The organism is Bordetella ansorpii (assembly GCF_900078705.1).
Taxonomy (GTDB): domain Bacteria; phylum Pseudomonadota; class Gammaproteobacteria; order Burkholderiales; family Burkholderiaceae_B; genus Bordetella; species Bordetella ansorpii_A.
In genome coordinates, this window is sequence record NZ_FKIF01000006.1 from 605,349 (window position 1) to 622,733 (window position 17,385).

The following is a 17,385-nucleotide window of genomic DNA, read 5'->3' on the forward strand; positions in this document are numbered from 1 at the left end:
GCGGATGGGTGTGGGTCGCGCCGTCATTGTGCCCGATATGGCGGGCGGGCGTTCAGCGCTGGAGCCGCACGCCCGCGCACGGGAACGGCGAACATAAAAAAACTCCGCGGTGCGGGGCACACGCGGAGTTTCCGGACGCCGGGACGAGCCCGGCGCATGCCTTATTCGGCAGCGGGCGTTTCTTCGCCGTCCGCTTCAGCGGAAGCCGAACCGCCGCCCTTGACCAGGGCCGAGGCCAGGACCGGGTTGGCATCGCCGCCGTGGGCGACGTAGGTCACGCCCTTGGGCAGCTTGATGTCGGCCAGGTGGACCGAAGCGCCAGCCAGCAGGTTGCTCAGGTCGACTTCGATGAACTGGGGCAGCGCGGCCGGCAGGCAGGTGACTTCCAGTTCGGTCAGCACGTGGGTGATGACGGCGCTGTTGATCTTCACGGCAGGCGAGATCTCGGCGTTCAGGAAGTGCAGCGGCACCTTGGTGTGCAGGGCTTGCTTGGCATCGACGCGCTGGAAGTCGATGTGCAGGACTTGCTGCTTGTAGGGGTGCCATTGCACGGCACGCAGCAGGACTTGCTCGGCCTTGCCGCCGTCCACTTCCATCTGCAGGATGGAAGCGTGGAACTCTTCCTTGCGCAGGGCGTGGTAGATGTCGTTGTGGTCGACTTCGATGTTCAGCGGGGCGGCCGAACCACCATAAACGATGGCAGGAACGCGACCCGCGTGGCGCAGGCGGCGGCTCGCACTCGAACCCTGGACGCTACGCGTAGTGGCAGTGAATTTCATGGAAAACTCCGGAACGATAGATACGGCGCGGTGTTGCGGTACTGCTTGCGCCGGCTGATATTTGCCCGGCGCGACATGCGCCTGGCATTTTCTGCGTGCCGCCGCGACCAGCGGCACGCAAGGAAATTCGGGGTACTGGCGATCCGGGCCTAGTCGGCGAACAGCGAGCTGACCGATTCCGCGTTGGAAATGCGCAGGATGGTCTCGCCCAGCAGCGCGGCGCAGGACAGTTGGCGGATCTTGCCGCACGACTGGCCTTGCTCGGACAGCGGGATGGTGTCGGTGACGACCAGTTCGTCCAGCTCGGAGGCCTCGATGCGCTCGATGGCGCCACCGGACAGCACCGGGTGGGTACAGTAGGCGTACACGGCGCCGGCGCCGCGTTCCTTCAGGGCCTGGGCCGCCTTGCACAGCGTGCCGGCGGTGTCGACCATGTCGTCCATGATGATGCAGGTGCGGCCGTCGACCTCACCGATGATGTTCATCACTTCGGAAACGTTGGCGCGCGGACGGCGCTTGTCGATGATGGCCAGGTCGGCCTCGAGCTGCTTGGCCAGCGCGCGGGCACGGACCACGCCGCCAATGTCGGGCGACACCACGACCAGGTTCTGGAAGTTGCGGCGCCAGATGTCGCCCAGCAGGATCGGACCGGCGTAGATGTTGTCGACCGGGATGTCGAAGAAGCCCTGGATCTGGTCGGCGTGCAGGTCCATGGTGAGGACGCGGTCGACGCCGGCGACCTGCAGCATGTTGGCGACGATCTTGGCCGAGATGGCCACGCGCGCCGAACGCGGGCGGCGGTCCTGGCGGGCGTAGCCGAAGTACGGCATGGCGGCGGTGATGCGGCCGGCCGAGGCGCGGCGCAGGGCATCGACCATCACCATGATTTCCATCAGGTTGTCGTTGGTCGGCGCGCACGTGGGCTGCAGGACGAAGACGTCCTTGCCGCGCACGTTCTCGTTGATCTCGACCATCACTTCACCATCCGAGAAACGGCCGACGGTCATCTTGCCGAGGGACATGTCGAGATGGTTGACTACATCCACGGCCAGCCGAGTGTTGGCGGTGCCCGTGAAAATCATGAAGCTGTCGTTTGCCATGACCATGATGCGATGCGCGATGCGTGGGTGTTTCGGGACGCGGCGGAAAAACGTGCGTGCGAAAACGAATAAAACAAAAAAGCCGCTGAACCGTAGGTCGGAGCCCGAGTTCAACAGCTTTTTTATGTATTTGGTTGGCTGGGGAGGAAGGATTCGAACCTTCGCATGCCGGAATCAAAATCCGGTGCCTTAACCAGCTTGGCGACTCCCCAACTATCTTGCAATCCAGTACCGCAATGGATGTTCGACCAGACCGGCCGAGGCCTTGATCAACCGAAACTCCGGATGCGCTGGGCTGGTTGTTTTTCCAGCGACGCGCATTGTAGCGGTAATTTCCTTTTCTGCCAAAACGGCCTGCTGCAGCGTTGAGAACTCGGCATAGAGGCATGCGCCCGACCCTGACATACGCACATTCACGCACGTCCGATCCTGCAACTGCACCTTCAACCTACTTTTCAACCAGTCGGCGCTTTCTTCGATTCGAGGATAGCGCCGAAAGACTGCGGGTTCCAGATCGTTTCTGCCGAAAGCAGAAGTTGGATCAGCAAGGAAGTCCGCCATTCTGATCGAACTTGAATCGCGTGTCAAATCAGGGGCGCGAAAAATTTCCACGGTGGGCACGCTGGCGTCGGGTTGAGCCAACACATACGCGGCCGGCGGCAGCGTCACGGCGCTCAGTTGTTCGCCCACGCCTTCGGCGAACGCCGACTGGCCGAACACGAACACGGGCACGTCCGCGCCCAATGGCAGCGCCAGCGCCATCAGCTCGGCGCGCGACAGGCCGGTGTTCCACAGGCGATTCAACGCGATCAGCGTGGTGGCCGCGTCGCTCGAACCGCCCCCCAATCCCCCGCCCTGCGGAATGCGTTTTTCCAGGCCGATCTGCGCGCCCGCGCGCGTGCCGGTGGCCTGCTGCAAGGCCCGCGCGGCGCGCACGGTCAGGTCTTGCTCCGGCGGCACGCCGGGCAGGTCGTAGGCACGGGTGACCTGTCCATCGGCGCGCGCCTCGAAATGCAGCGTGTCGCACAGATCGACGAAGCGGAACACCGTCTGCAGCAGGTGGTAGCCATCGCCGGGGCGGCGGCCGACGACGTGCAGGAACAGATTGATCTTGGCCGGCGCGGGAACGTCGTAAAGCGTCACGGGGATAAGGCCCATGCGATGGGCACGAAGTGGAGGAGGTGAACCGAATGGTCCGGACGGAATGCAATCGCCGCGCTTTGCAGGCGCGGCGGGCCGTGGCCTCAGGACTGGTCGACCACCAGTCTCACGACGATGCGGCGGGTGCCCTCCTGGCGTTCGAGCACCAGCAGTTGCGGACCTTGCGCGTCGTAGCGCGACAGGCGTGCCTGCCAGCCGCGTTGCGTGAACGAGGTGGGGCGCCCCTGGGCATCGTTTTGCAGGGCCTGCGGCGCGGGTTCGCCAGGCCTGCCGCGCAGCCAGTCGCGCAGGCCGCTGACCGGCACGGGACTGCCCAGGGCGTCTTCGGCCAGCGAATCGGGATCGGGAGCCTGCATGCGCGTGCCGTTGGAACGCGTCAGCATGGCGGCGCCGGGCTGGCCCTCCACGCGGGCCTCGGTGGACCCCAGCGGCGTGGTCAGGTCGAGCTGGTAGCGGTTGCCATCGTCGCGCCAGACGAAGCCGCCCTGCACGGCCTGCTGCGTGCCGTCGGAGGTCTCGGTGGCCGTGATGGCGAACCTGCCGGCGCGCGAGAACGCATCGGCAGCGGGCTGGCCGGTGGGCTGGGGCACGGTGCCGCAGGCGGCCAGCGCCAGCAGCATCGCGCCGCCCGCCAGGCAGCGCCACGCCAGGCCCGCGGCCGCCGCCATCGTCAAGGCTGGACTCCCAGGCGCTTCAGGGTATCGAGCACCGTGGTGTTCTTGGCGTCCTTGCGATAGGCCGCGCGCAGCAGATCCGTGGCGCGGTCCTGCTTGCCCTGCGTCCACAGCACTTCGGCCAGGTGGGCGGCGATGTCGGCCTCGGGACGCGCCGCGTAGGCGCGCGACAGGTACTTCACCGCGTCGTCGGACTTGCCCTGGCGGAATCGCAGCCAGCCCATGCTGTCCAGGATGAAGGGATCGTCGGGCGACAGCGCCAGCGCCTTCTCGATGAGCGCCTGCGCCTCGGGCAGGCGCTGGTTGCGGTCGGCCAGCGTGTAGCCCAGGGCGTTGTAGGCGTGGGCATGCTCGGGGTCGAGTTCGATGACCTCGCGCAGCAGGCGCTCGAGCTCGTCGACCCGGCCGCGGCGCTCGTTCAGCATGGCCAGTTCGTACTTGACCTCGACCGTGTCGGGCATTTCCTTGTCGGCCGCCTGCAGCACGGCGATGGCCTGGTCGGTGCGGTCGGCGTCGCGCAGGATCTGCGCCTTTGCCAGCACGCCCTGCAGGCGCTCTTCGTCGTCTTGCGGATCGGCGGCGTCGACCATCGCCAGCGCGTCGTCGATGCGGCCCTGCTTGGCGCGCAGCGCGGCCTGGCGCATGTGCGCGGCGTAGCGCATGGTGGGATCGTCGATGCCGGACAGCTCGTTGACGGCGTCGTCGTAGCGGCCCTGGTCCTCGGCGATGCGCGACAGCAGCACGTGCGCATCGGTGGCGGCCGCGCCGGCGTCGGTGGCGCCGGGCACGGCGGCCTGCTGGCGCTGGTCCTGCACTTCCAGGTATTGCTGCAGCAGCGTGCGCGCCTGGTCGAGATGGCCGGCGCGATACGACAGTTGCGCCTGCATGAACAGCAGGTCGAAGTCTTCCGGCGAGCGGCGCGACATGGCCTGCAGTTCGGTCAGCGCGGCATCGTACTGGCCACGGTCGGCCAGTTGGCCGGCCAGCAGCAGGCGCAGCTTGCGGGCGCCGGGATTGCGTTGGATGAACGCGCGCGCATCGGCCTCGGCGCGGGCCGGGTCGGCCTTGGTGCCGTATTCGAGCACGCGCTGCGCGGCGGGTTCGGATTTGGGATCGGCGGCCAGCGCGGCGCGCGCCTCGTTGGCGGCGCGGACCTCGTCGCCCGCGGCATGCGCCACGTCGGCCAGCGCCATGTGCGCGGCGGGCAGCTTGCGGACTTTTTCGCTGAGCGCGTCGTCGAGGATGCGCAGCGCCATGCGGCGGTCGCTCAGGCGGCCCAGGATGCCCATGGTCTGCGCGATGGCCACGGTCTTGTCGCTGGCGTCGTCGATGCGCTTGCGCAGCGCCTGCGACAGGCCCTGCGTCTGGCCATTGGCGGCCGCCAGGGCCAGTTCGGTCGAGGTGGCCTCGGTGTCGTACGGCGCCAGGTTGGCCCACGTGCGGGCCGCCTCCAGCGCGCCGGGCAGATTGCCGCCGGCCAGCTGGAATTCGAGCGCGCGGTGCGCGATGCGCGGGTCGCCCGTCTCGCGGGAGAGGTTGACCAGCGTGGTGGCCGCGGTGCCGAACAGGCCGCGCTGGGCGGCGATTTCGGAGGCCATCAGCCGATACAGGATATCCCCCGTGAGCGACACATAGGGCAGTTGGCCCGGCCGCAGGCGGATGACTTCGGTTTCGGGGCCGCGCGGCGGCAGCAGCTTCGGGCCAGCGGCGTCCCGGGGACGCACCTCGGCGGCCTGCGCCGGCATGCCGGCCTGCAACCCCGCCAGCGCCAAGGCCAGCGCGGCGATTCCGACTTTGATTGGTTTATGCGACAACTTCACGCACCCTGTCCGGTTGATGGCACAATCGCCCATTACGTTTGTCCGATCTTACACTGGCCCATGCCGGAACTGCCCGAAGTCGAAACCACGCGCCGAGGAATCGACGCCGTCATGACGGGCCAGACGCTACGCCGCCTGGTCGTGCGCGAACCGCGCATGCGCTGGCCCATCCCCCCCGACCTGCCCGATCTGCTGGCCGACCGCCCGGTGCTCGAATGCGCCCGGCGGGGCAAATACCTGCTGCTGCGCTTCGACCACGGCACCCAGATCGTGCATCTGGGCATGTCGGGATCGCTGCGCCGCGTGCCCGAAGGCGAGTCTCCCCGCAAGCACGATCACGTGGACTGGATCTTCGATCACGCCGTGCTGCGGCTGCATGATCCACGCCGTTTCGGGGCGGTGCTGTGGCACGGCCACGCCAATGGCCCCATCGAAACCCACCCGCTGCTGGCCAACCTGGGCATCGAACCCTTCGATCCCCGTTTCGACGGCCAGTGGCTGCACGACCAGTTCCGCGGCCGCGGCATCGCGGTCAAGCAGGCGCTGCTGGCGGGGTCCGCCGTGGTGGGCGTGGGCAACATCTACGCTTCGGAAAGCCTGTTCCGGGCGGGCATCGACCCGCGCACGCCAGCCCAGCGCATTTCGCGTCCACGCTGTGAACGCCTGGCCCGGATGATCCGCGCCACACTGGCCGACGCCCTGGCCTCGGGCGGCAGCACGCTGCGCGATTACGTGGGCGCCGGCGGCGAACCGGGCAGCTACTTCACCGTCCACGCGGCGGTCTACGAACGCGACGGCCAGCCCTGCCGCGTCTGCGCCACGCCCATCCGGCGCCTGGTCCAGGGCCAGCGCGCCACCTACTTCTGCCCGGCCTGCCAAAAGCGTTGAATTAGACAATAGCAAACGTATTGCACAAAGACGAACGCCAAGCTATATTGGCCTCCATCCCGCACGTCTATAACTACAGTGGAAGGAGCCAATCTATGAGCAAGCAGTTCGCGTCGCACGGCGACCTGGAAGACAAGGTCGCTTCGTTCGAGAAGCTGTCCGACAACGCCTATGCCTACACGGCCGAAGGCGATCCCAACACCGGCGTCATCGTGGGCGACGAGGCCGTCATGGTGGTCGACACCCAGGCCACCCCGGCCATGGCGCAGGACGTCATCCGCCGCATCCGTGAAGTCACGGACAAGCCCGTCAAGTACATCCTGCTGTCGCACTACCACGCCGTGCGCGTGTTCGGCGCCTCGGCCTACGGCGCCCAGGAGATCCTGGCCAGCCGCGACACCCGCGACCTGATCGAGGAACGCGGCGAGCAGGACAAGGCCAGCGAAATCGGCCGCTTCCCCCGCCTGTTCCGCAACGTCGAAACCGTGCCGCCCGGCCTGGTGTGGCCCACCATGACGTTCAAGGGCGAGATGACGGTGAACCTGGGCAACCTGGAAGTGAAGCTGCTGCAGGTCGGCCGCGGCCACACCAAGGGCGACACCATCGCCTGGCTGCCCGGGCAGAAGATCCTGTTCGCGGGCGACCTGGTCGAGTACCAGTCGACGCCCTATTGCGGCGATGCCTATTTCCGCCAATGGCCCGTCACGCTGGACGCGCTGGCCGCTTTTGGCGCCGAGAAGATGGTGCCGGGCCGCGGCCCCGCGTTGAAGAGCGCCGAGGAAGTGCGCCAGGGCCTGGCCGGCACGCGCGCCTTCCTGACCGACCTGTACGCCATCGTCAACCGTGGCGTGGCCGATGGACTGGACCTCAAGACCATCTATCGCCAGGCGTACGACTTCATGAAGCCGCGCTACAGCGAATGGGTCATCTTCGACCACTGCATGCCGTTCAACGTCTCGCGCGCCTACGACGAGGCCACGGGCCACGACGACCCGCGCATCTGGACGGACAAGCGCGACATCGAAATGTGGAAGCAGCTGGAAGGCTGATTTCCCGGCACGGCAGCCGCTTGCCGCGCCTGGCTGGCACACGCTGAACCCGCCCGGCGCCGCGCATGCGGCGTGAGGCGCATGTCCGTGGCCGGCCCCGGCCACGTCATCGAAAAGAAAAAATGCCCCCGCGCCGCGCCTTCGGCTTGCTGCCCACCGGGGCAGCTTTTGCCTGGGCAGCGGCCCAAGGCAGAAAACCGCCACCGAGCGGGAGAGAGACAACATGGAAAACATCGATTACCAGGCGATGGAGTTCGCCTATGCCCGGTGCCCGGACCAGGACGGCGCCACACCGGCCCACCATCCCGCCGTGGTGGTGGGCGCCGGCCCCGTCGGCCTGAGCACCGCGCTGGACCTGGCCCGCCAGGGCGTGCGCGTGGTGGTGCTGGACGACGACTGCAAGCTGTCGACGGGATCGCGCGCCATCTGTTTCTCCAAGCGCACGCTGGAGATCTGGGACCGCCTGGGCACAGGCCAGCGCATGGTCGACAAGGGTGTGTCGTGGAATGTGGGCAAAGTGTTCTTCCGCGACCAGCAGGTATGGAAGTTCGACCTGCTGCCCGAGGCGGGGCACCAGCGTCCGGCCTTCATCAACCTGCAGCAGTACTACGCCGAAGGCTATCTGCTGGAACGCGCGCGGACCGAGCCGCTGATCGAGCTGCGCTGGAAGAACAAGGTGGCCGCGGCCGCGCAGGACGACGCGGGCGTCACCCTGACGGTCGAGACCCCCGATGGTCCCTACACGCTGCGCGCAGACTGGCTGGTGGCCTGCGACGGATCGCGTTCGCCGGTGCGCAAGCAGTTGGGCCTGGAAAGCCACGGCCGCATCTTCCGCGACCGCTTCCTGATCGCCGACGTGAAGATGACGGCCGACTTCCCGGCCGAACGCTGGTTCTGGTTCGACCCGCCCTTCCACCCCGAGCAGTCGGTGCTGCTGCACATGCAGCCGGACAACGTGTGGCGCATCGATTTCCAGCTGGGCTGGAACGCCGATCCGGTCGAGGCCGTGAAACCCGAGAACGTGCTGCCGCGCATCCGCGCGCTGCTGGGGCAGGACGCCCGGTTCGAACTGGAATGGGTCAGCGTGTACACCTTCGCATGCGAGCGCATGGACCGGTTCCGCCATGGGCGGGTGCTGTTCGCGGGCGACTCGGCGCATCGCGTGTCGCCCTTCGGCGCGCGCGGCGCCAACAGCGGCGTGCAGGATGCCGAGAACCTGGCCTGGAAACTGAAGCTGGTGCTGGCCGGCCACGCGCCCGCCTCGCTGCTGGACAGCTATTGCCAGGAGCGCGAGTACGCCGCCGACGAGAACATCCGCAATTCCTCGCGCTCCACCGACTTCATCACGCCCAAGAGCGAGGCCAGCCGCGTGCTGCGCAACGCCGTGCTGAACCTCGCCAAGGAACATCCCTTCGCCCGCACGCTGGTCAACAGCGGCCGGCTGTCCGTGCCGTCGACCTATGCCGAATCGCCGTTGAATACGCCCGACACGGTGGCCTTCGCGGGCCGCATGCGTCCCGGCGCGGTGGCGGCCGATGCGCCCGTGCGGCACGCGGGCCGGGATGGCTGGTGGCTGCCGCACCTGGGCAACGATTTCGTGCTGGCGCTGTTCTGCGGCGACACCCCGCCGGACGCCGCCACGCGCGCCGCGCTGGACGAGCTGGCGCGGGCGCCCGTGCCGGTGCGCACGGTGTTGGTCGGATCGAATGCGGAGGATGCCGTGCAGGATGCGCAAGGCGTGCTGGCGCAGCGTTATGACGCGCAGCCCGGCACCTGCTATCTGATCCGGCCGGACCAGCACGTGGCGGCCCGCTGGCGCGCCTTCGATCCCGCCGTGGTGGGCGATGCCCTGCGGCGCGCCACCGGCGTCATGGCCGGCACGGTCCATTGACCGCCGCACGGAGCGAATCGCATGTCCTTGATCATCGAACCCAACCTGCCCGCCCCGGACGACTTCTACGAAGTGCTGATCGACGCGCACCGTGATCTGTCGCCCGAGCAGAGCCACGAGATGAACGCTGCGCTGGTGCTGCTGCTGGCCAATCACATCGGCGACACGGCCATCGTGAAGGAAGCGCTGGAGCGGGCGCGGGCGTCGGTGCTGTAGCGGGTAAGGCTACTGGCTGTGCCAGTCCACCCATGTCAGGCCCGGCACGCGGGAGAACTCGCGCACATTGCGCGTGACCAGCGTGGCGCGATGACGCAGGGCCGTCGCGGCGATCAGCAGATCGTGCGCGCCGATGGGCGTACCCGCCGCCTCCAGCTTTGCCCGGATCTCCGCGCAATGCATTGCACACGCGCTGTCGAACGGCAATGACTGCATGGGCCTGAGCAATTGCTGCAAGGCGGACAGACGAAGGGCCATCGCCGCTTTCGGCAAGCGCATGAGGCCGTAGCGCAACTCGTATTCGACGATGGCTGGCACGCCGATATCGGACGGAGAGAGGGCCTGCAGCCGCGGCACGACCTGTGGATCGCCGCGAAAGTAATAACTGATGGTATTGCTATCCAGAATCAGCACAGGACAGGCCTTCAGAAGCCCGCGCGTGGCACATCCGCGGGCAATTCGGGGACATCCTCGCGCAACGGAAAATCGGCGAACGCCCCGGCCAGCGCCAGGCAATCCGCAGGCCATTCCTGCGAGGCATATTTACGGATCAACTCGGCCACCCAGCGGCTTTTGGACATGCCGCTGGCCTGCGCAGCCTCGTCGACCAAGGCCTGGGTTGCGTCGTCGAGATAAAGCGTGATCTGGGACATGGGATGCACCCCCATAAAACAAGTATATGTCCAAGTATATGCCCAATCATGCTTGTTGATCCGCCTCGCGTTGCGCATCCAGCCCTTCATGCGCAGAGTGTGCCGTCATCTCGCATGTATTCCAACGCGACCGTGCCGAATTCGTCCCTTAACTGCGCCACCTGCGCCAACTCCGGCCGTCCCGCCCGCGTGATGCAGTAGTAGTCCAGCGGCGCCACGGGTTCGATGGGCACCAGCCGCACGCGCCAGCGCCGGCCCGCCACCGCCGCGAACGAAGGCACCACGGCATGTCCCAATCCGGCTTCGACCATGGCCAGCACGGTTTCCAGATGAGTGGCCTCGCGCCGCAGACCCGCATCGGCCAGCCCGACGTGGCGATCCACCATTTTCTGAATGGCATTGTCGGCCGGCAGTGAAATCAGCCGCGCCGGATCGATGCCGTCCCAGCGTGCCCGTGCCTTGCCCTTCCATTGGCCGTGAGCCACGGCCAGCACCAATCGGGCCGGGAAGACGGCGCTGCGGCGAATACCCGACACGCGTGAGAAGAAGGCGCCGAAGCCGGCGTCCAGCTCGCCGCGTTCGACGCGCTGCTGGATCTCGTTGCGGTCGATGTCGGCGATGTCCACGCGCGTGTCCGGCGCGCGCGCGCCTGGAACCGGCGCAACACCTCCGGCATGACGCTGCAGGCGATCAACGGCGTCACGCCCACCTTGATGCGGTCGGCCGGCGCCGACAAGGTGCCCAGCTCGCCCAGGGTGCTGCCCAGTTCGCGCACCGCGCGCTCGGCCACCGGCAGCAGGCGCTGGCCCGCCTCGGTCAGCCGCACGGCGCGCGTGGTGCGTTCGAACAGGCGGCAATCGGCCTGTTCTTCAAGCTCGCGGATCATCGCGCTGAGACCGGCCTGGGTGATGTGCATGTGCTCGGCGGCCCGCGTGAAACTGCCGAGACTGGCCACCGCGAGGAAGGCGCGCAACTGGCGGAAGGAGAAGTTCATGGGGCATGCCATACGGTGCGGAAGGGCCGGAAATATTAACAACCATTGCTTGTCAATCCATCAAATATCGTGCTTTCACTTGTGCAGGCGGTTTTGTTGAAATGCGCGTACGCCCTTTGGTGCGCCCCCCTATTCCAATGACACATCGCCACGGCACGGCCGATGGCGCAGGAGACAGTTCGATGACCCGTTCCCCTATCCCTGCCCGCGCACGCCTGCGCGCCGCGGCCGCCCTGCTGCTGGCGGGCACCATGCTGGGCGCCAGCGCGGTGGCCAGCGCCCAGGGATTTCCTTCCCGGCCGATCACACTGGTGGTGCCCTTCCCGCCCGGCGGCCCCACGGACAGCAGCGCCCGCCTGTTCGGCAAGGTCATGGCCGAGAAGCTGGGCCAGCCCGTGGTGGTCGAGAACCGCGCTGGCGCGGGCGGCAGCGTGGGCACGGCCTACGTGGCGCGCGCCCAACCCGACGGCTACACCTTGCTGTGGGGCGGCACCAGCAGCATCGTCGTGGCGCCGGCGCTGTACACGAACCTGCAGTACGACCCCATCAAGTCGTTCACGCCCATCGGCATGGCGGTGCGCGGGCCGCTGATCCTGGTCAGCCGTCCCGAGGTCGCCGCCAAGACGCTGGGCGAACTGCTGGACCAGGCGCGCGGCAAGGAGATGACCATCGCCAGCGCCGGCACGGGCTCCATCGGCCACCTCACCGCCGAACTGCTCAAGAGCACCACCGGCACCCAACTGCTGCACGTTCCTTATCGCGGCGGCGCGCCCGCCCTGGCGGACGTGATGGGCGGGCAGGTGGAACTGCTGTTCGACACCGTGACGCTGCTGTATCCGCAGATCGCCGCCGGCAAGCTGCGGGCCTACGCCGTCACCGGCAGCGCGCGTTATGCGCGCCTGCCCGACGTGCCAACCGTGGCCGAAGTCACCGGCAAGCCCTTCGAAGCCTACTCGTGGTTCGGCCTGATGGCCCCGGCGGGCACGCCGGGCGAAGCCGTCAGGAAACTGACCGATGCCCTGGCCGCCGGCGCGCGCGATGGCGGCGTGACCAAGGAAATGGAATCCCTGGGCCTGGAGCCGGTGGGCGGCACCGCGCAGGCCTTCGCGCAATCGATCCGCACCGACCTGGACAAGTGGACGCAGGTCGTCCGCCAGGCCAATGTCAAACCTGAATAAGCAGCTTCTCATGACGAACGGAACCGTCCCGGCCTCGACCGGCCACCCCAGACCCTCCATCCTTATCGCCGGCGCGGGCCTGGGCGGCCTGACCGCGGCCCTGGCGCTGCTGCGCCGCGGCTATCCGGTGCGCGTGCTGGAACAGGCCACCGAACTGCGCGAGATCGGCGCGGGCATCCAGCTCAGCGCCAACGCCAATCGTGCGTTGTATGGACTGGGGCTGGGCGATGCCCTGGCCGGCGTGGCCGGCAGCACGTCCGGCAAGCGTATCCGGCTATGGAGCACGGGCCAGACCTGGCCGCTGTTCGACCTGGGCGCGCAATCGCTGCAACGCTATGGCTATCCGTATCACACGATCTATCGCGCCGACCTGCATCGCACGCTGGCCGACGCGGTGCTCGCGCTGGATCCGCGGGCCATCGTGCTGGGCACGCGCGTGGCGTCGGTGGAACAGGACGCCGACGGCGTGACGGTGCGGCAGGCCGACGGCACGCCTTACTGCGCGGACCTGCTGGTGGGCGCGGACGGCGTGCATTCCTGCGTGCGCAGCGCCCTGTTCGGCGCGGACCGCGCCGCTTTCAGCGGCACGGTGGCCTGGCGCGGCGTGATCCCTGCGGCAAAGCTCCCGGCGCATCTGCGCGAGCCCTATGCCGTGAACTGGGTAGGGCCGGGCGCGCACGTCATCCACTATCCGCTGCGGCGCGGCGAGCTGGTCAATTTCGTGGGCATCCTGGAACGCGACGACTGGCAGGTGGAATCGTGGACCGAGCGCGGCACGGTGGCCGAATGCCAGGCCGACTTCGCGGGCTGGCACGACGATGTGCAGACCCTGATCGGTGCGCTGGACGAGCCCTATAAATGGGCGCTGATGCTGCGCGAACCGCTGCCGCAATGGACCGTGGGCCGCATCACGCTGCTGGGCGACGCCTGCCATCCCACGCTGCCCATGCTGGCGTCGGGCGCGGCCATGGCCATCGAGGACGGCTACATGCTGGCGCGCGCCCTGGACGAAGTCGCCGATCCGCAAGAGGCATTGCAACGCTACGAGGCCGCCCGCAAGGACCGCACCGCGCGCGTGGTGCGTGGCTCGGCCGAGAACGCAAAGCGCTTTCACAATCCCGCCCTGGCTCATGCCGAGGGCGCCGCGCAGTATGTCGAGCGCGAATGGAGCGAAGCGCGCGTGCGCGAGCGCTACGATTGGCTGTTCACCTACAACGTGGACGACGCGCCGATCTGACGCCGCGGCGCCTGGCCGGCGGGTTCGGCGAACAGATCCACGATCAGCCCGCGCAGCCACAGGCTGCCGCCATCCCGCTGGAAACGCCGCTGCCAGTACAGGTTGGTCTGCAGCGGCGGCACGCGCAAGGGCGGCGCCAGCATGCGCAAGCCGAAGCGCGGCGCCGCGCTGGCCGCCAGCTTGGCGGGCACGGTGGCCAGCAGGTCGGTGGCGCTGAGGATGTACGGCACCGCCGAGAAATGCGGCACGCTGAAATGCGCCTGCAGCGAGATGCCGGCGGCCTCCAGCGCCTGGTTGACCTGTCCATACGGCGCGGCGCGCGACACCGCCAGGTGGCTCTGCGCCCGGAACGCCTTCAGGCTCATGCCCTCATGGGCCTGCGGGTGGCCGTCGCGGAACAACGTCATGTAGCCCTGCCGGAACAGCATGCGCTGCACCACGTCGCCGCCCAGGTCGTCGAATGCCCCCACCGCCACGTCGATGTGGCCGAGTTCGAGCTCGCGTTGCAGCTCGGCGCCGCCGGCGCGCACCGAATCGATGCGCACGCCCGGCGCGCGCTGGGCGCAGGTCTCCATCAGGCGCGGCATGAAATGGATCTCGCCCACGTCGGACATGGCGATGCGCAGGCGCCGCGTGCTGGAGATGGGGTCGAAGACTTCGTCGGCATCCAGCATGCGGGTCAGCAGCCCCAGCGCTTCGCCCACCGGCCCGGCCAGCCGCTCGGCGAAGGGCGTGGGCAGCATGCCCTGCCCCGTGCGCACGAACAGGTCGTCGCCCAGCGATTCGCGCAGGCGGCGCAGCGCATTGCTGACGGCGGGCTGTGTGAGGTCCAGCCGCCGGGCCACGGCGGACAGGTTGCGCAGTTCCAGCAGGTGCTGGAAGACGACCAGCAGGTTCAGATCCAGGCGGCGCAGGTCGGCAACCGGCATGAGGGACCTCTGTTATTCATAAAATTTATAGGCTGTATTTTTGCATTCCCATAGCCATATGTCATGGGATTACCGACAATAGGCACATAACCATCCATGCAAAAGGCGGGCGCATCGCGCGATCCGTTTCCCCGGAGGCAAGACCATGTACCTGCAATACCAATCGGGCTTCGGCAACGACTGGGCCACCGAAGCGCTGCCCGGCGCCCTGCCCGAGGGCCGCAATTCTCCACAGCAGTGTCCGTACGGCCTGTACGCCGAGCAGTTGTCGGGCACCGCGTTCACCGCGCCGCGCGCCGAGAACCGCCGCTCCTGGCTGTACCGCATCCGCCCCGGCGTGACGCACCTGCCGTTCACGCCGTTCGAACAGGCCATGCATTGGGTCAGCGATTTCGGCTCGGCGCCCGTGCCGCCCAACCAGATGCGCTGGGGTCCCCTGCCCACACCCGAGGTGCCCACCGACTTCATCGAGGGCATGCACACCTGGGGCGGCAATGGTTCGCCGGATGAACAGGGCGGCGTGGGCATCCAGCTGTATGCCGCCAACCGCTCGATGCAGGGCCGCTTCTTCTACGATGCCGACGGCGAACTGCTGATCGTGCCGCAGCAAGGCCGCCTGCGCCTGGCCACCGAGCTCGGCCTGATCGACCTGGAGCCGCAGGAGATCGCCGTCATTCCGCGCGGCGTGCGCTTGCGCGTCGAACTGCTGGACGGCACGGCCAGCGGCTATGTGCTGGAAAACTTCGGCGCCCCGATGCGCCTGCCCGAACTGGGCCCCATCGGTTCGAACTGCCTGGCCAACGCGCGCGACTTCCTGACGCCGCACGCCTGGTACGAAGACGTCGAAGGCGATTTCGAGCTGGTCGCCAAGTTCGCGGGCGGATTCTGGCGCGCCGCCATCGACCACTCGCCGCTGGACGTGGTGGCCTGGCACGGCACGCATGCGCCGTACAAGTACGACCTGCGCCGCTTCAATGCCGTCGGCTCGATCAGCTACGACCATCCCGATCCGTCGATCTTCACGGTGCTGACCTCGCCGTCGGACACCCCGGGCACGGCCAACATGGACTTCGCCATCTTCCCGCCGCGCGTGCTGGCGATGGAAGACACCTTCCGTCCGCCCTGGTTCCACCGCAACGTCGCCAGCGAGTTCATGGGCCTGATCCACGGCGTGTACGATGCCAAGGCCGAGGGCTTCACGCCCGGCGGCGCCAGCCTGCACAACTGCATGAGCGGCCATGGTCCCGACGCGGAAACCTTCGAGAAGGCCAGCCATGCCGACACGAGCAAGCCGCACTACATCCGCGATACGATGGCCTTCATGTTCGAGACGCGGCGGGTGATCCGCCCCACCGCGCACGCGCTGGCCGCGCCGCAACTGCAGCACGAGTACTACCGCTGCTGGCAAGGCCTGGCCAAGCATTTCAATCCCGCGCAGCGCTGACCATCCGCCGCACACGACATCCGAGAACGAGACAACGCATCCATGAGCCAGTTGAACGAAACCCACGATCCCTCGCTCAAGAGCTGGGTCGCCAGCGCCAACCAGCCCGACAGCGGCTTCCCGCTGCAGAACCTGCCGTACGCGGCGTTCCGCCGCCGCGGCGCGCAGGAAGCGACGCGGCCGGGCGTGGCCATCGGCGACCAGATCCTGGACCTGGCCGCGCTGGCCGCCCTGCGCCCGTTCGAGGGCGCCGCCGCCGACGCGCTGGCGGCCTGCACGGGCGAACGCCTGAACGCCCTGATGGCGCTGGACCGCATCCACTGGAGCGCCCTGCGCCTGGCGCTGTCGCGCGCGCTGCGCGAGGGCTCGCCGCTGCAGGCCAGGCTCGAAGCGCTGCTGGTGCCGCAGGCCGACGCCGAGTACGTCACCCCGGCCCACATCGGCGACTACACCGACTTCTACATCTCGGTGCACCACGCCACCGCCATCGGCCGCCAGTTCCGGCCCGACAACCCCCTGCTGCCCAACTACAAGTGGGTGCCCATCGGCTATCACGGCCGCGCCTCCAGCATCGGCGTGGCGCAGCAGTTCCCGCGCCCGGTCGGCCAGCAGCGCCCCGCCGCCGAAGGCGAGGCGCCGCAGTTCGGCCCATGCAAGCGGCTGGACTACGAACTGGAACTGGGCGTGTTCATCGGCCAGGGCAATGCCCAGGGCGAACGCGTGGCGCTGGCCGATGCCGACGACCACGTGTTCGGCCTGTGCATCCTCAACGACTGGTCCGCGCGCGACATCCAGGGTTGGGAGTACCAGCCGCTGGGGCCCTTCCTGTCCAAGAACTTCGCCTCGACGATCTCGCCGTGGGTGGTCACGATGGAAGCGCTCGAACCCTTCCGCACAGCATGGGTGCGCGCCGAAGGCGAGCCGCAGCCGCTGCCCTACCTGGACTCGCCGCAGGTGCGCGCCGAAGGCGCCTACGACCTGAGGATGGAGGTGCTGATGACCACCGAGCAGTCGCGCGCGCAGAACACGCCGCCCGCGAAGCTGTCGGGCAGCAACTTCCGCGATGCCTACTGGAATATCGCGCAACTGGTCGCGCACCACACCGTCAACGGCTGCAACCTGCAGCCGGGCGACATGCTGGGCACGGGCACGCTGTCGGGGCCCAAGCCCGACGAGGCCGGCTCGATGCTGGAGCTCAGCGACGGCGGCAAGACGCCGCTGTCCCTGCCCTGGGGCGAACAGCGCACTTTCCTGCAGGATGGCGACCAGATCATCATCCGCGCCGAGTGCAGCAAACCGGGCTATCCGCGCATCGGCTTCGGCGAATGCGTGGGCACGGTGCTGCCGGCGCGTTGATCCGCCACTGAACGCG

The 17,385-nt window shown here is 67.9% G+C and carries 16 protein-coding genes, 1 tRNA gene and 2 pseudogenes; 8 read left to right on the forward strand and 11 right to left on the reverse strand.

Annotation, left to right across the window (positions count from 1 at the left end; all coding sequences use genetic code 11):
• Positions 1-161: 161 nt before the first annotated feature.
• The 6 genes and pseudogenes from A6745_RS13095 to A6745_RS13120 form a co-directional block, all read right to left on the reverse strand.
• On the reverse strand, positions 162-779 hold the full coding sequence (locus A6745_RS13095; RefSeq protein WP_066127723.1) for a 50S ribosomal protein L25/general stress protein Ctc: 618 nt from the start codon (positions 777-779) through the stop codon (positions 162-164).
• Between the two features lie 149 nt (positions 780-928).
• Positions 929-1,879, reverse strand: a complete 951-nt coding sequence (locus A6745_RS13100; RefSeq protein WP_066128841.1) for a ribose-phosphate pyrophosphokinase — start codon at positions 1,877-1,879, stop codon at positions 929-931.
• A gap of 135 nt (positions 1,880-2,014) precedes the next feature.
• Positions 2,015-2,091 (reverse strand) — tRNA-Gln (locus A6745_RS13105).
• Between the two features lies 1 nt (position 2,092).
• A complete protein-coding gene (gene ispE, locus A6745_RS13110) occupies positions 2,093-3,022 on the reverse strand; it encodes a 4-(cytidine 5'-diphospho)-2-C-methyl-D-erythritol kinase (protein ID WP_066128843.1) in 930 nt (309 codons plus the stop codon).
• 101 nt (positions 3,023-3,123) lie between these two features.
• Positions 3,124-3,708 carry a lipoprotein insertase outer membrane protein LolB gene (gene lolB, locus A6745_RS13115; protein WP_066127724.1) on the reverse strand — a complete coding sequence of 195 codons (585 nt, stop codon included), beginning with the start codon at positions 3,706-3,708 and terminating at the stop codon, positions 3,124-3,126.
• A gap of 2 nt (positions 3,709-3,710) precedes the next feature.
• A pseudogene (locus A6745_RS13120) lies at positions 3,711-5,596 on the reverse strand (tetratricopeptide repeat protein).
• Here A6745_RS13120 and mutM point away from each other — a divergent pair.
• The 4 genes from mutM to A6745_RS13140 all read left to right on the forward strand — a co-directional run bounded on the left by mutM (position 5,595) and on the right by A6745_RS13140 (position 9,578).
• Entirely contained in the window at positions 5,595-6,422 is an 828-nt protein-coding gene (gene mutM, locus A6745_RS13125; protein ID WP_066127730.1) for a bifunctional DNA-formamidopyrimidine glycosylase/DNA-(apurinic or apyrimidinic site) lyase, read from the forward strand. The pseudogene A6745_RS13120 and the gene mutM overlap by 2 nt on opposite strands.
• Before the next feature lie 95 nt (positions 6,423-6,517).
• Complete coding sequence (locus tag A6745_RS13130; protein ID WP_066127732.1) at positions 6,518-7,471, forward strand: MBL fold metallo-hydrolase; 954 nt, start codon at positions 6,518-6,520, stop codon at positions 7,469-7,471.
• Between the two features lie 223 nt (positions 7,472-7,694).
• On the forward strand, positions 7,695-9,362 hold the full coding sequence (locus tag A6745_RS13135; protein ID WP_066127733.1) for an FAD-dependent oxidoreductase: 1,668 nt from the start codon (positions 7,695-7,697) through the stop codon (positions 9,360-9,362).
• A 21-nt stretch (positions 9,363-9,383) separates the two neighbouring features.
• Positions 9,384-9,578: a DUF2783 domain-containing protein gene (locus tag A6745_RS13140; protein WP_066127735.1), complete on the forward strand. Its 195-nt coding sequence runs from the start codon at positions 9,384-9,386 to the stop codon at positions 9,576-9,578.
• A 9-nt stretch (positions 9,579-9,587) separates the two neighbouring features.
• Here A6745_RS13140 and A6745_RS13145 read toward each other — a convergent pair whose 3' ends face one another.
• From A6745_RS13145 to A6745_RS29340, 4 genes and pseudogenes are all read right to left on the reverse strand, one after another.
• Positions 9,588-9,992, reverse strand: a complete 405-nt coding sequence (locus A6745_RS13145) for a type II toxin-antitoxin system VapC family toxin (RefSeq protein WP_066127737.1) — start codon at positions 9,990-9,992, stop codon at positions 9,588-9,590.
• An 11-nt stretch (positions 9,993-10,003) separates the two neighbouring features.
• Positions 10,004-10,231: a ribbon-helix-helix domain-containing protein gene (locus A6745_RS13150; protein WP_066128846.1), complete on the reverse strand. Its 228-nt coding sequence runs from the start codon at positions 10,229-10,231 to the stop codon at positions 10,004-10,006.
• Positions 10,232-10,317: 86 nt separating this feature from the next.
• Positions 10,318-10,857 carry a LysR substrate-binding domain-containing protein gene (locus A6745_RS29335; RefSeq protein WP_231885992.1) on the reverse strand — a complete coding sequence of 180 codons (540 nt, stop codon included), beginning with the start codon at positions 10,855-10,857 and terminating at the stop codon, positions 10,318-10,320.
• A 236-nt stretch (positions 10,858-11,093) separates the two neighbouring features.
• A pseudogene (locus A6745_RS29340) lies at positions 11,094-11,237 on the reverse strand (helix-turn-helix domain-containing protein); the annotation flags it as partial.
• A gap of 170 nt (positions 11,238-11,407) precedes the next feature.
• Between A6745_RS29340 and A6745_RS13160 the strand changes: the two are divergent.
• Complete coding sequence (locus A6745_RS13160) at positions 11,408-12,403, forward strand: Bug family tripartite tricarboxylate transporter substrate binding protein (protein ID WP_066127739.1); 996 nt, start codon at positions 11,408-11,410, stop codon at positions 12,401-12,403.
• A 10-nt stretch (positions 12,404-12,413) separates the two neighbouring features.
• Positions 12,414-13,640, forward strand: coding sequence for an FAD-dependent monooxygenase (locus A6745_RS13165; RefSeq protein ID WP_066127741.1), 1,227 nt, complete (start codon positions 12,414-12,416; stop codon positions 13,638-13,640).
• On the opposite strand, the gene A6745_RS13170 is transcribed toward A6745_RS13165, so the two are convergent.
• Positions 13,613-14,569, reverse strand: coding sequence for a LysR family transcriptional regulator (locus tag A6745_RS13170; RefSeq protein ID WP_066127743.1), 957 nt, complete (start codon positions 14,567-14,569; stop codon positions 13,613-13,615). The genes A6745_RS13165 and A6745_RS13170 overlap by 28 nt on opposite strands.
• Before the next feature lie 145 nt (positions 14,570-14,714).
• On the opposite strand from A6745_RS13170, the gene hmgA reads away from it, so the two are divergent.
• Both hmgA and fahA read left to right on the forward strand, forming a co-directional pair.
• Positions 14,715-16,013, forward strand: a complete 1,299-nt coding sequence (hmgA, locus tag A6745_RS13175; RefSeq protein WP_066127745.1) for a homogentisate 1,2-dioxygenase — start codon at positions 14,715-14,717, stop codon at positions 16,011-16,013.
• Between the two features lie 42 nt (positions 16,014-16,055).
• The gene (gene fahA, locus A6745_RS13180; RefSeq protein WP_066127748.1) at positions 16,056-17,369 is read left to right on the forward strand and encodes a fumarylacetoacetase; all 1,314 of its coding nucleotides are present in this window, start codon (positions 16,056-16,058) and stop codon (positions 17,367-17,369) included.
• The last annotated feature ends 16 nt before the right edge of the window (positions 17,370-17,385 follow it).

Coding starts and splice junctions, on each gene's coding strand:
- A6745_RS13140 (WP_066127735.1), top strand. CDS start 9,384: ATGTCCTTGATCATCGAACCCAACCTGCCCGCCCCGGACGACTTCTAC.
- mutM (WP_066127730.1), top strand. CDS start 5,595: ATGCCGGAACTGCCCGAAGTCGAAACCACGCGCCGAGGAATCGACGCC.
- A6745_RS13100 (WP_066128841.1), bottom strand. CDS start 1,879: ATGGCAAACGACAGCTTCATGATTTTCACGGGCACCGCCAACACTCGG.
- hmgA (WP_066127745.1), top strand. CDS start 14,715: ATGTACCTGCAATACCAATCGGGCTTCGGCAACGACTGGGCCACCGAA.
- fahA (WP_066127748.1), top strand. CDS start 16,056: ATGAGCCAGTTGAACGAAACCCACGATCCCTCGCTCAAGAGCTGGGTC.
- A6745_RS13135 (WP_066127733.1), top strand. CDS start 7,695: ATGGAAAACATCGATTACCAGGCGATGGAGTTCGCCTATGCCCGGTGC.
- A6745_RS13165 (WP_066127741.1), top strand. CDS start 12,414: ATGACGAACGGAACCGTCCCGGCCTCGACCGGCCACCCCAGACCCTCC.
- A6745_RS13170 (WP_066127743.1), bottom strand. CDS start 14,569: ATGCCGGTTGCCGACCTGCGCCGCCTGGATCTGAACCTGCTGGTCGTC.
- A6745_RS13160 (WP_066127739.1), top strand. CDS start 11,408: ATGACCCGTTCCCCTATCCCTGCCCGCGCACGCCTGCGCGCCGCGGCC.
- A6745_RS13150 (WP_066128846.1), bottom strand. CDS start 10,231: ATGTCCCAGATCACGCTTTATCTCGACGACGCAACCCAGGCCTTGGTC.
- lolB (WP_066127724.1), bottom strand. CDS start 3,708: ATGGCGGCGGCCGCGGGCCTGGCGTGGCGCTGCCTGGCGGGCGGCGCG.
- A6745_RS13130 (WP_066127732.1), top strand. CDS start 6,518: ATGAGCAAGCAGTTCGCGTCGCACGGCGACCTGGAAGACAAGGTCGCT.
- A6745_RS13095 (WP_066127723.1), bottom strand. CDS start 779: ATGAAATTCACTGCCACTACGCGTAGCGTCCAGGGTTCGAGTGCGAGC.